Source organism: Streptomyces sp. SM1 (assembly GCF_002910825.1).
In the GTDB taxonomy this organism is placed as follows: domain Bacteria; phylum Actinomycetota; class Actinomycetes; order Streptomycetales; family Streptomycetaceae; genus Streptomyces; species Streptomyces okerensis.
The window spans coordinates 19,055-32,667 of record NZ_NEUB01000822.1 but is presented as its reverse complement, the minus strand read 5'-3'; the positions used below and the strand labels follow the sequence as shown (position 1 = coordinate 32,667).

The following is a 13,613-nucleotide window of genomic DNA, read 5'->3' as shown; positions in this document are numbered from 1 at the left end:
CCGCCTCGTCCGCCGCTTCGTCGGCGCGGCGGACGGCGTCGTCCAGGGCGCCGAGGTCGCCCTTCTCGGCCGCGCGCCGTGCGTCCTGGGCGGCCTCGGTGGCGTCGTCGACGACCCGGCTCAGCCGACCGAGCGAGCCGACCTTCTCGGCGATCTTCGCTTCGCCGTAGCCGGGGATGAAGAGGGAGCCGACGTTCCAGATGACGGTGGTGACGGCCCGGGTCTCGTTGCCGTCGTTCCACTGGTCCTCGACGTCGTCGCCGACGAAGGAGTCCCACAGGACGGTTCCGCCGGTGCCGAGCGAGGCGCCGCCCCAGTCCCGGATCGCGCCGAGGTAGTCGCCGTCGTCCCACATCTCACGGGCGTCGGCGGTGTTGTCCGTCCACTCGTCGCCCAGGGAACCGCCGTAGTCCATCAGGCCGTTCCAGGTGTCGACCGGGCTGGTCACCACGTCCCAGATGCCGGTGACGTCACCCCAGACGCCGTCGACGAAGAGGCCTCCGCCCACCTGCCCGAGCTGGTCCCCGGCGCAGCCGAAGAAGGCGCCGAAGCCGGAGAAGCAGCCCTCGTCGATTCCCTCGCCGCCGTCCTCCCCGTCACCGTTTCCGGCGGTCGGGTCCTCGTAGGGCGGCTCGTCGATCTCGTCCTCGGCGGCCACCGGGTCGACGACGGAGGGATCACCCCGAGGGCCGGCGGACGGGTCGCCGCCGGGGTCCGTGCCGCCCGGCTCTCCACCGGGGTTCCCCGCACCGCCGGTCGCCTCGCCCCCGGCGTCGGCACCGCCCCCGTCGCCTCCGTCGCTCGCGCCGTCACCGTCCTCCGCCGTGACCCGACCGTCGCCGTCGCCGTCGCCGCCGCCGTTTCCGGGCGCGGGACAGGCGGTCCCGGTGACACGGCACACCTGCGCCTGGACCTCGGTGAGGATCGTCCCGCCCAGGCCGGTGACGACGAGCGCGCCGATGATCGCCGCGACGACCGCGATCAGGCCCGCGTACTCCACCGCCGTCTGACCGTCGTCCCGGCGCCAGCGGATCATCCGGGACAGGGAGAACGGGCGGCGCTCCCGCCGGTCCGGTACGGCGAGGCGGAACCAGTCGCGACTCGCCGGGCGGGTCAGCAGGAACAGGACGAGGAGAGGGAGGAGCAGTTGGGTGAGGCCACGGGCCGATCCGTCGGCGACGTTGGACATCGAGCCGAGGACGAGCCACGCCTGTACGACGACCAGCCCGATCCAGACCGGGGCTCCGCCCTGCCGGCTGCGACGGGCCAGCCACCAGCCGAGCACACCGGGAGCGGCGGCGTAGGCCACCTGGGCGAGCAGGGTACCGTCCACCGCGTCGAACGACGCGGCGGTGAGGAGCAGGCCCGCGCCACCGAGCACGGTGAACGCGAACAGCGCGTGCACGAGCAGCAGTGCACGGGACAGAGGCCGGGGCATGTCCCGTCGCCCACCCCCGCCGTCCGGCACCCGAACCGCCCCGGACGCCGCTCCTCCCCCGGTCCAGGCCATGCCCCCCGCCCCCTCCGCAACTCCCCCGACGCGCACCGTGTTTCGTACACGGCACGGGCCCGAGGGTAGGGAGGGGAGGGTGTCGGGACATGGGCCCGTGGGCCCAAAGCAGCACCCAACCGCGCCCGGGCGCCGCGCGGCCCCGGGACCGCAGGCGTTGTCAGTCGGGCGCACTAGGGTCCGTGATCACGGTCGGCGCGCACCGTTGGCGCGGCTGTCACTGACGATCACGAAGGACGTGGGGCAACCTCATGGGTTTTGACGTCACCTACGCGGACTTCTCCGCCGAACCGGCCCGCCTTGTCAATGCGAAGGTCGAGCGTCAGCGGACGCGGTCCGCCGGGTCGCATCTGGCGCTGAACGCGGGCGGGAGTGTGACGCTGCGCTTCGAGGTGGCGGACCCGGAGGACGTCGAGCAGGCGACGCTCACCGTCACGGCCCTCGTCTCCAAGCTCGGCGCCTCGATCGGGTACGCCCCGATGGACGTACTGTTGCAGGGCGAGCCGCTGGTCGCGGACCTCACCGTGCCCGGGGGCGGGGACCTTCCGCAGGACAATGTCCTCGCCGTACCCGGGCACCTGCTGAAGCCGGGCACCAACACCCTGGAGATACGCACCTCGGGCAAGGCCCGGAGCATGCTGTGGCTCTACCGGATCACCCTGGACCCCGTCTGGGAGCGCGGCCGTTCGGAGCGGGCACGGACGGCGGAGGCGGCCCGCGACTCGGTGTTCTCCTACCGTACGGAGCGCCGCCTCGCCCACTCCTCCTCGTCCTCCTGGCAGTCGGCACCGCGCCTGCTCTTCCACCTCGACCGGGACGAGTGCTCCCTGCCCGCCCAGCTCGGCTGGCGCACGGCGGACGGCGCCGAGTCCGCGATCAGTTTCCAGTCCGACATGTCCGGCTTCCACGGCTGTTACCGCGCGGCGGACGGTACGGCGTACGAGTACCAGGGGCGTCTCGGCGACCGCAGGCCGTTCTCGCAGGAGACCGAGAACCTCTCCGCTTCCACGTCGCACCGCTTCCACACGGAGGAGGGCTGGGGCGGCGGCTGGCACACGTCCCACGAGCTGCGGCTGCTGGTGGACGACGGTGCGACGGCACCCGTCGAGCGGGTGAACTGGCATGATCAGCGTGGCAATTCGGGTGTGGCGGTGCTGCACGCCGCCACCACCGACGTCGCGGTGACCAGGGTCAGGGCGAGCGACGAGTACCGTCCGAACGGCGAAGTGGCCGGCAACCTCCGCAACGACCGCCGTACCAAGTGGCTGGCCGGCGACGACACCGCCCGGCTCGACTTCACCCTCACCGGCCCCGCCGCCGTCGCCTCGTACTCCCTGACGTCGGCCAACGACTTCCCCGACCGCGACCCCCGCGACTGGACCCTGTACGGCTCGGCCGACGGCAAGGCCTGGACGCCGCTGGACTCGCGCGCCGGTGAGACCTTCACCGGGCGTTACGAGACGCGGGAGTTCTTCCTCCGCGCCACCGCGCCGGGCTACCGTCACTTCCGTCTCGACATCACCCGCAACGCCGGGGCGAACGAGACCCGGCTGGCCCAGGTCTCCTTCGCCGAGGCGCCCGCCGGGCAGGCGTTCACCGGCTACTACCAGCGCCACAACGAAGGCCCCATCGGCTATCGCGGCACCCCTGTCGCCGTCCCCTCCTCGTCCACCGGCCTTCCCGCGTCGCCCCGCGTCGCCTCGGAGCTGGAATCCGCCGTGGCGAGCCTGGCCGAGACGGCCCAGACCCTCGCCGCCCTGGCCGCACAACTCCGCAAGCACTGACGCCGGGGGGCCGCCGGGGATACGTTCGGAGGGTTCGGTGGGTCCGGTGGTTCCGGCGGGTCCGGCGGCTTCAGCGGGCCCGGCGGCTTCAGCGGGCCCGGCGGCTTCAGCGGGCCCGGCGGCTTCAGCGGGTCCGGTGGTGTGGGGTCGGCCGTGGTTCACGGTGGAGGGGGCGGTCGGGGATGGGGCGCTGGCGTGACGGGCGCGGGGAGTTGACCGTGCGGGGGGACGGTGACGCGGGGCCCGCTGTGTGCGTCCCCCTGGAGATCGCCGGGTCCTACCGGGCCCGTACCAGGGGACTGCTGGGGCGGGACTCCCTCGACGGGGCGCTGCTCCTCTCCCCCGCCAACAGCGTGCACACCTTCCGTATGCGGATGCCCATCGACGTCGCCTATCTCGACCGGCGGCTCCGGGTCGTCGCCGTACGCACCATGCCACCCGGCCGGCTCGGGCTCCCCCGGCTCCGGGCCCGCCATGTGCTCGAGGCCGAGGCGGGGGCGATGGAGGGGTGGGGGCTGCGGGTGGGGGTGCGTCTGACGATCGACTTGGGAAGTCCATGAGTCCGGCCACGCACGCGGTCGCGTTGTACGCGCCGCCCGGGGTGATGAAGCCGCATGCGCCGAGTGCCTCGTGCGCCGGGCGGCGGTTGCCGGCGGAGGAGCGGATGGGCGCCCATTGACACCGCCTGGCATACGGTCCGGCCGTGCGCGAGGGCGGGTGGCCCGGGAAGGGACAGCGGAGTACGACGTCTTCATCTCGTACAGCCAGCGCCGCGACCGCGATGTCGCGGCCGTCTTCCAGCGCTGCATGGAGAACTTCGGGCGCCCCTGGTACCGGCCGGTGCGGCTGCGGGTGTTCCGGGACATCACGCATCTCGGTGCCAGCCCGGATCTGCGAGCCGACATCGAGAACGCCCTGGCCCGTTCGAACTGGCTCGTCGTGATGGCCTCTCCTCATCGCCGCCGCGTCCCCATGGGTGCGCGCCGAGATCGACTGGTGGGTGGCGCACAAGGGCGGCGAGCGCATGCTGATCGGGTGGTCCGACGGGCGCCTCGAGTGGAACCCGGCGACGCGGGACTTCGACTGGTCCCGGACGGACGCCTTGCCCCGAGAGCAGCTGGAGCGGGCCCTGACCGTCACGCCCGGGGCTCCACGCTGGGTGGACCTGAGATGGCTGCGCACGCAGATCGACGAGCGCGGCTCCGTCCCCTTCAACGATCGCCGGCTGTTGGCGGACGTCGCGGAGTTCGTCGCACCGATCCAGGGGCGGCCGAAGGCCGAACTCATCGGCCACCACGTCCGGCTGAGGAGACGACGAAACCAGTTGATCGCAGCGACGGTGACGGCCCTCTGCACGCTGCTGGCCACGGCGACGGGGCTCGGCCTGGCGGCCGACCGTCAGCTCGATCTGGCAGTCCAACGTCAACTGGAGGCCACTTCACGCCAGTTGGTTGCCGAGGCAGATTCCATCCGGTACCAGCATCCCGATGTGGCGCGTCAGCTCCTTGTGCAGGCATACCGCCTGTCGCAGACGGAGGAGGCCGTCGGTGCCCTGCTCGCCGGCGCGAGTATTCCCCGTGTGCTGCACACGGACGGCAGCTCGCGTGCCGTCGCGTTCAGCCCGCGGGGGCGGATACTGGCCGCCGCCTCGCACGGTGGCCTGACGTTGTTCGACGCGACGACGGGCAACGTCATGTCCGCCTTCGGGGGCCACGGGAACGGCACGAGGACAGTCGCCTTCAGCGCGGACGGCGATGTGCTGGCCGAGGGTGACTCGGCCGGACACGTACGCCTGTGGGACGTGACGGACGCACACAAGCCCAGGCCGCTCGGCTCCGCACGGCCCGTTACCGACGTGAAGGAGCTGTCCTTCGCCGGAACTTCCTCGCTACTGACGGTGGGCAACGGTCTGCGCGTGGTCGTCCTGGACGTCCGCGACCCGCGCCGCCCCGAAGTGACCGGCTATTCGTCCGCGTTCGAGTCGGCCCTCGGCTACGGCGCCGACGCGAGCCCGGACGGAAGGCTGGTCGCGACGGGGGCGGGAGACGAACGTGTGCGGATCATGAGCCTGTCCCCGGCCGGACGGCTGTCGTCCCTCAGTACCCTCGACACGCCGTCCTCCGCGGTGGTGTTCAGTCCCGCCGGCCACCTCCTCGCCACCGCCGGCGAGGACGGGACCGCCGCGCTGTGGGACATCTCGGATCCCCGGCACCCGGTACGGCGTGCCTCGCTCGACGGCCAGAACTCATGGAGCACGCCGGTGGCCTTCACCGACGACGGGAGGACACTGGCCGTCGCGGCGGGCAACGGGGCCGTCCAGTTGTGGGACATCTCCGACCCCGGCCGTCCCCTCCAGGGCGACCGTCTCACCGGGCACACGAACGCCGTCACCTCCCTCGCCTTCGCCCCGGACGGCCGCACCCTCGCGTCCGTGGCACTGGGCGACGCCGCCGACCCGGACGAGGCACGCCGGGCGGAGGGTGTCGTACGGGTGTGGAACGTCCACGGCTCCCGGGCCTCGTCGGCCTACGCGTCCCTGCCCTCCGGTCACCTGTCCTCCCAGCCCTTCGGCCCCGGGGGCCGGACCCTGGTGACCGGCCCCCGGTGCCCTTCACCAGGTGGGCGGGATCCCGGAACCCCGGCACCTGGCCACACTCCCCTCCTTCAGGAGCGGCGGCCAGACGTACTCCTTCAGCCCGGACGGGCGCACCCTCGCCACCGGCCACCCGCTGGGCCTCTGGGACGTGACCGACCCCACGGACCCGCGCGAACGAGGCCGCTTCGAGGAGGCCGAGGACCCACAGGGGGTGGTCCACGGACCCGACGGTACGGTCCTGGCCGCGGCCGAACCGCTCGGCCCTGTCCGTCTGTGGGAGGTCAGCGACCCGGACCGCCCCCGGGACCTCGGCACACTGCCCGGTTCCGGGTCCGGCTCGGCGGTCTACTCCGAAGCCGCGCCCGTCGCCTTCGCCGGGGACCGTGGGCTCCTGGCCGTGTTCAGCAAGGAGCGCGATGCCGTCCAGGTGTGGGACCTCGGCCGCACCGGCGGCCGGTACGACCCCGTGCGGACGGACGTGCTCCCGCTGAGGGACGCCGACCGTGTCACGGCCCTCGCCACCAGCCCGGAGGGGAACACCTTGTACGTCGGGGACTCCGCGGGCACCGTCACCGTCTGGGACATCACCGACCCGCACCGGGCCAGGGCCGAGGGCTCCGCACCGAGGCATTCGGGCGAGGTGACCCACCTCGCGGCGGATCCGGCACGGCCCCTGCTGGCCGGCGCGGACGACCACGGGGCCGTACGGCTGTGGGACGTCGCCGACGCGTCCGCGCCCCGGGAGGTGGCCCTGCTCGCCACCCACGAGCGCTACTCCACCACGGGGGTCGCCTTCAGCCCCGACGGGGGCCTGATCGCGGTCTCCACGGGCGACAGCACGCAGCTGTGGCGCACGGACATCGACGCCGTCCTCGGGCGGCTGTGCGCCGAATCGGAGCCGATCACCGAGTCCCAGTGGAGGCAGTACCTCCCCGACCGCCCCTACGATCCCCCGTGCCCATATCACCGCCCGCCGTTCGCACCGACCCGCCGCACTCGCGGGAGGACCGTGCACCGACCTTGGCGTCCAGGGCGGCGTCGACTACGGCGATGTTCCGGGGACTCCCGGCAGAGCCGTCACCGTCTGGCGGGTGGGCGACGACGGCATCCTTGAGGCGGGGGCGCCACGCGTCACCCCATGACATCCGCTGTGGAGGTTCCGTGAGTCTGGCCATGCACGTGGTCGCGTCGTACGCGCGGCTGAGGATGAAGCCGCGTTCGTCGAGTGTCTCCCGGGCCCGGCGGCGGTTGCGTGCGGCGAAGGGATCGGCGGAGCCGCCTGCCGCGCTGCTCAAGCGCCATGATGTCTCCGCCCGGCAGGTCGACGGGTTCGTGTCCTGGACCGTCTCCCCTCGCGGGCGGGAGACGTCCCGGGCCGCCGTCTACCTGCACGGCGGGGCGTACGTCAGCGAGATCGCCAGGCAGCACTGGACGCTGATAGGCGCGCTCGCCGACGCGGGCGTGCGTGCCGAGGTCCCGCTCTACGGCCTTGCTCCCCAGCACACCTACCGTGAGGCGTATCCCCTCGTCACCGAGGTGTACCGGGAGTTGCTGACCCGGACACCCGCCTCCGAGGTCACCCTCGTCGGCGACTCCGCCGGGGCCGGCCTGGCCCTGGGTTTCGCCCAGACCTTGCACACCTCCGGGCTTCCGCAGCCTCGCCGGCTGGTGCTGATCGCCCCCTGGCTGGACCTGACCCTCGGCAACCCGGAGATACCTGCCGCCGCACGCCGCGATCCCTGGCTGGCCCCGGTCGGGCTGGTCGAGGTGGGACGGGCCTGGGCGGGCGGCGACGACCCGACCGACCCGCGCCTGAGCCCGGTCAACGGCCCGCTCGCCGGCCTCGCCGCCATGGACGTGTTCGTCGGCACCCGCGACCTGTGCCTCCCCGACGTGCGGGTACTGCAACGCCGTGCGCTCGCCGAAGGGGCTCCGGTCAGCGTGACCCTCTGTGAGGGAGCGGTCCACGTGTACCCGCTCACACCCACCCCCGAAGGCCGCGCGGCGGCCACCGGGATCGTCACGGAGATCGCTCACCGGCCCCTGGCCGCTGCGGTGGGAAGAGACCCACTTCCCGGCCCTTGAGGTCATCGTCGGCAACGGCGATGACCTCCGGACCGTCCTCATCACCGACCTGCTGCCCGAAAGCTACGTCTGGGCCGATCGCCAGCTCGGCGCCGAGTGATCAGCTCCCCGTGCGCGGGAAGGAGATCTCGACCCTCCGGTTCTTCTTCCGGCCGGCCTCCGTGGAGTTGTCGGCGATCGGATACTGCTCTCCGTAGCCACGGACCTCGTACGTGACGTCCGAGTCGCTCAGTTCCTGGACGAGGATGCCGTGTACGGCGTTGGCGCGCTTGCGGGACAGGACGTCGCCGTGGGCGGAAGAGCCCAGGTTGTCCGTGAAGCCGAAGACGCGGATCCTCGCGGCGTTCTGCTTCTTGATCTCGTCCGCGATGGCGGCGATACGGGACTTCGCCTCGCCGCCGAGCTTGGCGCTGTCCTTGCCGAACAGGACCTCGGCCTGAAGTGCGAACGTGACGTTGGAGTTGGTGTCCTCGCGGCGTTCGTCACCGCTTTGGTCTTCGACGACCTGCTTGATGTCGAGAACCTTCGGCTCCGCGAGGGTGGCGCCCTCCGGAAGCTTGAGGTCGGGGTCGTTGGGGTCGAGTTCTACGGGGGCCGCAGCGGTGGCCTCGGTGCCGGGGGGAACGCTGGGGCCGTCGTCGGCGATTGCCACTCCGGGGCTGACCGCCAGGAGGGTGGCTACGGTTCCGATGAGGAGCAGGCGTTTGTGAGTCATCCTCTGCCTCAACCAGAGATCTGGATGGTGCCGCTGGCGAACGTCGGCAGTTGGAAGGTGACTTCGGGGGTCTCCGCAGGCGGTGCGGGGAACTGCATGAAGACAGACATGCTTTCCCCCGCCTTGATGGTTGAGAAGCCTGTGGTCGTCAACGGGCGACCGTCCGTGTCGCGCAGTACGTAGTACCGCTTCTTACCCGTCGAATCGACCAGCGTGGCACCGCCCAGCGACCTGCCGTTTCGAACGATCTCGGTCTCATTCCCGCTCAGCCCGGCCGGGACGACTGTGGTCTTGTCTCCTTCGTTCTTCAAATCGGCATTGACGGTGACAAAGCCTCCGGCGTCGCGTTGTGCTGAGGTAATCCGAAGGAGCAGTCCTCCCGACCCCCTCAGTTCGGCAAGAACGTCCTCCGCCTGCCCCTCTTGAGCACTTGGATCGGATCCATTGCCCTTGGACGCCGAGGCCGAAGTCTCCGGCTTCTTGTCGTCGCCTCCCCCACCGCCGCACCCGGCCACTCCGAGGGCCAGTCCGGCCACAGCGGTCAGTGCGACCATCCTCCTGCGGGCCTTCGTAGCGAACCGCATACTCATGCCTCTGCTTCCTTCTTTGTTCGTCGTTCGCTGTCAGTGGGTCAGATGGACGTCGAAGAGGTCTTCGGGCTGTGGGAGCAATTCCTCCGGGGCCTCGGGGTCCAGCTCCCACTCCGTTCCCATACAGGTGAGCAGAGGCAGCGCGTCCCCTGTCGGAAGTTCGAACTCGCAGCGAGGCTCGATCACCGCAGTGGCCTCTTCGCGCGACCGCTTGTTCTCAGTGCCCGGGACGATGGATTCGCCCACTGTCCCGTTCGTCACGACCTCGACCGTGAACCCCAGCAGGCCGTCAGGTACGCAGGACAGCACAGTTGCATCGTTCTGCGCTGCGAGTTGGTAAGAACGCCAGCACGACGGCCCTATTCCTGGCACGTAACCCGCGAAGATGTCCGCCCAGGCCAACGGATCATCAATACTCTTCGTCAGGGCGTCGGCGAGCTTCTCCCGCCTGTCCTGGGCTGCCGCCAGGGCCGCCGCGTCAGCGGCTGTCTGCGCGTCGTTCCGGTTCGCCGCGGCCTGACCGACTGCGAAGTACGCGAACGCGAGAAAGAGCAGGCCCCCCACCACCGTGATGTAGATGGGGAATGCCTGCCCTGCGTCGCAGTAGCGGCTGCGCCGGATCAGCCGACAACCTCCGCGACCTGCGCGGTGATCGCGTCGTAGATCGACTGCCCGATGTCCGTCCCCGTGATCGCCAGCACGATCGCCACGACCACCGCGATGATGCCCAGGTACTCCACCGCGGTCTGGCCCTTGTCGTTGCGGGCGGCGCGGGAGTGGAGGTAACTGACGGTCGTATTGATCCAGTTCTTCATGGTGGTCCCCTCCGGCTGATGCGGTGGCGGCCTCTTTCGCGGGGCCGCTTTCGACAGCAGTAACGTACGGCCGGGCACCTCGCCCGTCAGAGGGCCCCAGGGCCCAATCCGGGGCCCAATCGCGGGCCCAGCGCCTCTTCCCCCATGCCGTCACCGGAGGTCACCCCACCCCTCGACCCGAGCCCGGTGCCGTGCCGAGCCACTTCGCCGCGGCCTCGGAACGGCTTGTGCTGTGGAGCTTCGCGAAGATGCGGTTGATGTGGTTCTTGACCGTCTTCTCGCTGATGAAGCACGTCGCGGCGATCTGCTGGTTGTTCATGCCGGAGGCGATGAGGTCCATGATCTCCGCCTCCCTCGCGCTCAGTTGGAACCTGGACCTGTCGGGTGCGGCCGGGCGACCGCTTGCCCACCCAGACGACGACTGTGCCATATCCGGTTGCAGATGCGAAAGGTTTTCCGCAGAAGTAGGTGGGGGCGGGATGTGCGGCAGGCCGAATCGCGGCGACTGGCGATGAGTTGTGCTTCCGGCACCCAATCCCTCCGGCAACGGGTGCCCCGAGCCCGCCCTCTGTCGAAGTTGCGAGAGCAACGCACCTGCCGCTGTCGCGGTGAAGTGGGGTCGGCCCTCCTTGATGTCGCGCACCGCCGACACCAGCTGGTCCGCCGTGAACTCGCCGTGGACCAGATAGCCGCCCGCTCCCCTGCGCAGCGCCTCCTGGACGATCTCCGACTCCCTGCTGTACGTCAGCATCACGACCGGGGCGATGCCGACCAGGTGGGGAAGGGCGGAGATGCCGTCCACGCCGGGCATGCGGACGTCCAGGAGGATGACGTCGGGGCGATGGGCGCGGGCGGCCTCGTAGGCTTCCCGGCCGTCCGCCGCCTCCGCCACGACCGTGATGTCCTCGCGGCCGGTGAGGAGGGCCGTCAGGCCCGCGCGGACCACCGGGTTGTCGTCCACCACCACCACGCGGAGCGAGGCGGGGGGCGGTGGGGCGTACTCGAAGGGGTTCGGCGGTGTCGTCATGGCATGGCCTCCGTCGGAGTGGTCGGCGATACCGCCGCGAGCGGGAGTTCCAGGCGGACCTCCGTGCCCTGGGCGAGGGTGCCCCGTCCTATGCGGATGCGGGCGCCGACCGAGGCCGCCCGCTCCACCATGCCCACCAGGCCGAAGTGGCCCGCCCTGCGGAGGTGTTCCAGGTTCGTGCCGGGCGGGAGGCCGGCGCCGTCGTCGTAGACGCTGATGCGGAGCAGGTCTCCGTGGACGCCCGCCCGGACGTCGACCCTGGAAGGTCCCGCGTGGCGGTGGGCGTTCTCCAGCGCCTCCTGGGCGATGGTGAGGAGCTGGCGGGCCACGGCCGGGGGGACCGGGGGGACGCTGTCCTCGCCGGTGGGACCGTAGGACGCCGGCAGGCCCGTGCGTTTGCTGAAGTCGCGGGTGCGAGCGGCGAGTTCCACGAGCACGTCCGTGCCCTGGTCCGGGTCCGACTCCCGGCGGAGGTCGGCCAGGAGTTCACGCGATTCGGCGGCGGCTCTGCGGGCCGAGCGTGCCACCAGTTCCGCCTGCTGTCTCACCAGGTCCGGGTCGATGTGCGGGGCGTCCGTCGTGGCGGTCAGGCTGTCCGCCGCCAGGGCCACTCCGTGGAGGGTCTTGGCGACCGAGTCGTGCATCTCGCGGGCCAGGCGTGCCCGTTCCGCGCTGACCGCCTCCGTGACCGCCAGGCGGGCCTGGATCGCCGTCAGCGCCTGGGGCGCCCGGCCGAGGCTGAGCATCAGTTTGCGCAGGCTCGAGCCGACGGCTCCGGCGATCACGCAGAGGCCGGGGAGGAGGAGTGTCTGCGCCAGGTCCGTGTGCGGGTCCTCCAGGGTCGCGTAGACGAGCAGGAGGATCAGGCCCTGGAGGGAGGCGAAGACCGCGGCGCCGCGCCAGCCGTAGGCGAGGCCGGCGAGGAGGGGGGTGCAGACGCTGACGTAGGCGAGGGTCGTGTCCGGGCCGGCGGAGATCAGGAGCAGGGCGCCGAAGAGGGTGTCAACGGCCAGGAGGGTGGGGTGGCGCAGGAGGAGGGGGCCGAAACGTTCCCAGTCGCGGAAGAGGACGTAGGACGCCATGAAGGTGACGATCACCGCTGTGGCGACCAGGCGGGTGCCCCAGCCGGGGCCGGCGTTCAGGAGGGCCGCGGGGGCCGCGAGGGCGATCATCGCCAGCCTGAAGCCGAATGCCTGCCGGCAGAGGGCTTGGAGGGCGTTTGCCTGGATCTGCGCGTCGGGTGCGGGTGCGGGTTGTGGGGGGTGCGTCCGGCCTTCGGCCGGATCCGGGTTCCCACCCGCACCACCCGTGCGGCTCTCGTTGTCGGGTGCGGGTGGCCCCTGTGGGGCCCCGGCGCCGTCGGCGGCCGCCGCTCCGTGGGCCTGCGGGTGCGCTCCGGTCACCGGCTCCCATCCCGGCGGCAGCATCGGCGTCACCGACGTCACCGGGACGTCCGGGGCGCCCGTCCTCGCGGAGGGCGGGAGGACCGTGCCCGCCGGCGGGGTGGTGATCTCCGGCGGCCCGGCGGCCGGGCGGCGGAGCAGCCTCGTGCGTTCCCTGGTCGTCGTCATCTCAGCCGCCCCGTCCTACTCGCCCGTGATCGAGCCGAAGTCGGTGCCGGAGCCGAGGATCAGGCCGGCGCCGAGGAGGATCATCGTGGCCGGGACCATGAACGTGGTGATCATCATGGTGGCCTTGGGGACCGCGCGGGCCGCCTTCCGGCGGGCGTTCTGCGCGTCCGTACGGCGCATGTCCTTGGCCAGCGACACCAGCGTGTCGACGATCGGCGCGCCCAGCTCCTCCCCCTGCTGCAGCGCCGTCACGAACATCGCCACCTGCTCGGAGTCGTTGCGTCGGCGCAGCTCCGCGAACGCCTGCCTGCGGCTCATGCCGAGGTCCATCTGGCGGAGTGTGATGCGCAGTTCGTCCGCCCACGGGCCCTCGTACTTCATCGACACCCGGTCCAGGGCCTGCCGGAAGCCCAGGCCCGCGCTGACCACGACGGCCAGCACGTCCAGGAAGTCGGGCAGGGTGCGTTCGATGACGTCCTTGCGGATACGGATCGCCGACCAGATGCCGACCTCCGTCCAGAACGCCCCGAAGGCGAGCAGCAGCAGCGCCACGAAGAGCTGGCCGCGCATGAGGAAGACCAGGAAGCCGACGCCGCCCAGCGCGCCGTAGACCGCGCGGCGGGCGGCGTAGCGGTCGATGGTGAGGCCGCCGGGGTTGCCCGCCAGGTCGATCCTGCGCCGGTACCTGGCGACCCTCGCCGGGCCCATGAGGCGCAGCACGGCGGGGGCGTAGCGCATGCCCATGCGGTCGACGAGGGAGTCGACCGCGCCGGTGCGCGTGGATCCGACTTCCAGGGCCAGCATCAGGTCGCTGGGGAGTTTGGCCTCCGCGCGGTACATGCGGATGCCGGCGAAGACGCCCCAGACGGCGAGGCCCATCAGCAGCGCGAGCAGAAGTCCCATTCGGTCGGCCTCCTCGC

At 71.5% G+C, this 13,613-nt stretch carries 12 protein-coding genes and 2 pseudogenes; 6 read left to right on the top strand and 8 right to left on the bottom strand.

Going from position 1 to position 13,613, the window contains the following annotated elements:
- The coding region (locus B9S61_RS25800; protein WP_374936242.1) for a Flp family type IVb pilin at positions 1-1,438 on the bottom strand (1,438 nt) is incomplete at its 3' end.
- A 323-nt stretch (positions 1,439-1,761) separates the two neighbouring features.
- On the opposite strand from B9S61_RS25800, the gene B9S61_RS25795 reads away from it, so the two are divergent.
- The 6 genes and pseudogenes from B9S61_RS25795 to B9S61_RS42615 all read left to right on the top strand — a co-directional run.
- Positions 1,762-3,294 (top strand): discoidin domain-containing protein, encoded by a 1,533-nt coding sequence (locus B9S61_RS25795; protein WP_103544382.1) that lies wholly within the window; start codon positions 1,762-1,764, stop codon positions 3,292-3,294.
- Between the two features lie 182 nt (positions 3,295-3,476).
- Positions 3,477-3,854 (top strand): DUF192 domain-containing protein, encoded by a 378-nt coding sequence (locus tag B9S61_RS25790; RefSeq protein ID WP_103544381.1) that lies wholly within the window; start codon positions 3,477-3,479, stop codon positions 3,852-3,854.
- 464 nt (positions 3,855-4,318) lie between these two features.
- Positions 4,319-5,698: pseudogene (locus tag B9S61_RS43310) on the top strand (WD40 repeat domain-containing protein); the annotation flags it as partial.
- A 214-nt stretch (positions 5,699-5,912) separates the two neighbouring features.
- Complete coding sequence (locus B9S61_RS42620) at positions 5,913-7,004, top strand: WD40 repeat domain-containing protein (RefSeq protein WP_258039854.1); 1,092 nt, start codon at positions 5,913-5,915, stop codon at positions 7,002-7,004.
- Positions 6,941-7,975 carry an alpha/beta hydrolase fold domain-containing protein gene (locus B9S61_RS25780; protein ID WP_308457790.1) on the top strand — a complete coding sequence of 345 codons (1,035 nt, stop codon included), beginning with the start codon at positions 6,941-6,943 and terminating at the stop codon, positions 7,973-7,975. The genes B9S61_RS42620 and B9S61_RS25780 overlap by 64 nt, the downstream gene beginning before the upstream one ends.
- Positions 7,959-8,075 (top strand): annotated as a pseudogene (locus B9S61_RS42615) (cytidine deaminase); the annotation flags it as partial. The gene B9S61_RS25780 and the pseudogene B9S61_RS42615, both read left to right, overlap by 17 nt.
- Here the strand turns inward: B9S61_RS42615 and B9S61_RS25770 are convergent.
- From B9S61_RS25770 to B9S61_RS25740, 7 genes are all read right to left on the bottom strand, one after another.
- Positions 8,076-8,690, bottom strand: coding sequence for an OmpA family protein (locus tag B9S61_RS25770; RefSeq protein ID WP_103544380.1), 615 nt, complete (start codon positions 8,688-8,690; stop codon positions 8,076-8,078).
- An 8-nt stretch (positions 8,691-8,698) separates the two neighbouring features.
- Complete coding sequence (locus B9S61_RS25765; protein WP_103544379.1) at positions 8,699-9,280, bottom strand: hypothetical protein; 582 nt, start codon at positions 9,278-9,280, stop codon at positions 8,699-8,701.
- 33 nt (positions 9,281-9,313) lie between these two features.
- The gene (locus B9S61_RS25760) at positions 9,314-9,904 is read right to left on the bottom strand and encodes a pilus assembly protein TadG-related protein (protein ID WP_181007529.1); all 591 of its coding nucleotides are present in this window, start codon (positions 9,902-9,904) and stop codon (positions 9,314-9,316) included.
- Positions 9,901-10,095 (bottom strand): Flp family type IVb pilin, encoded by a 195-nt coding sequence (locus B9S61_RS25755; protein WP_103544378.1) that lies wholly within the window; start codon positions 10,093-10,095, stop codon positions 9,901-9,903. Before B9S61_RS25755 ends, B9S61_RS25760 begins: the two co-directional genes overlap by 4 nt.
- A 160-nt stretch (positions 10,096-10,255) precedes the next feature.
- Complete coding sequence (locus B9S61_RS25750) at positions 10,256-11,122, bottom strand: response regulator transcription factor (protein ID WP_103544377.1); 867 nt, start codon at positions 11,120-11,122, stop codon at positions 10,256-10,258.
- Entirely contained in the window at positions 11,119-12,693 is a 1,575-nt protein-coding gene (locus B9S61_RS25745) for a sensor histidine kinase (RefSeq protein WP_103544376.1), read from the bottom strand. Before B9S61_RS25745 ends, B9S61_RS25750 begins: the two co-directional genes overlap by 4 nt.
- 15 nt (positions 12,694-12,708) lie before the next feature.
- Positions 12,709-13,596, bottom strand: a complete 888-nt coding sequence (locus B9S61_RS25740) for a DUF5936 domain-containing protein (protein WP_103544375.1) — start codon at positions 13,594-13,596, stop codon at positions 12,709-12,711.
- Between the last annotated feature and the right edge of the window lie 17 nt (positions 13,597-13,613).

What these genes read in the sequence shown, in the direction of transcription:
- B9S61_RS25795 (WP_103544382.1), top strand. Translation starts at nt 1,762, where the DNA reads ATGGGTTTTGACGTCACCTACGCGGACTTCTCCGCCGAACCGGCCCGC.
- B9S61_RS25790 (WP_103544381.1), top strand. Translation starts at nt 3,477, where the DNA reads ATGGGGCGCTGGCGTGACGGGCGCGGGGAGTTGACCGTGCGGGGGGAC.
- B9S61_RS25780 (WP_308457790.1), top strand. Translation starts at nt 6,941, where the DNA reads ATGTTCCGGGGACTCCCGGCAGAGCCGTCACCGTCTGGCGGGTGGGCG.
- B9S61_RS25770 (WP_103544380.1), bottom strand. Translation starts at nt 8,690, where the DNA reads ATGACTCACAAACGCCTGCTCCTCATCGGAACCGTAGCCACCCTCCTG.
- B9S61_RS25765 (WP_103544379.1), bottom strand. Translation starts at nt 9,280, where the DNA reads ATGAGTATGCGGTTCGCTACGAAGGCCCGCAGGAGGATGGTCGCACTG.
- B9S61_RS25755 (WP_103544378.1), bottom strand. Translation starts at nt 10,095, where the DNA reads ATGAAGAACTGGATCAATACGACCGTCAGTTACCTCCACTCCCGCGCC.
- B9S61_RS25750 (WP_103544377.1), bottom strand. Translation starts at nt 11,122, where the DNA reads ATGACGACACCGCCGAACCCCTTCGAGTACGCCCCACCGCCCCCCGCC.
- B9S61_RS25745 (WP_103544376.1), bottom strand. Translation starts at nt 12,693, where the DNA reads ATGACGACGACCAGGGAACGCACGAGGCTGCTCCGCCGCCCGGCCGCC.
- B9S61_RS25740 (WP_103544375.1), bottom strand. Translation starts at nt 13,596, where the DNA reads ATGGGACTTCTGCTCGCGCTGCTGATGGGCCTCGCCGTCTGGGGCGTC.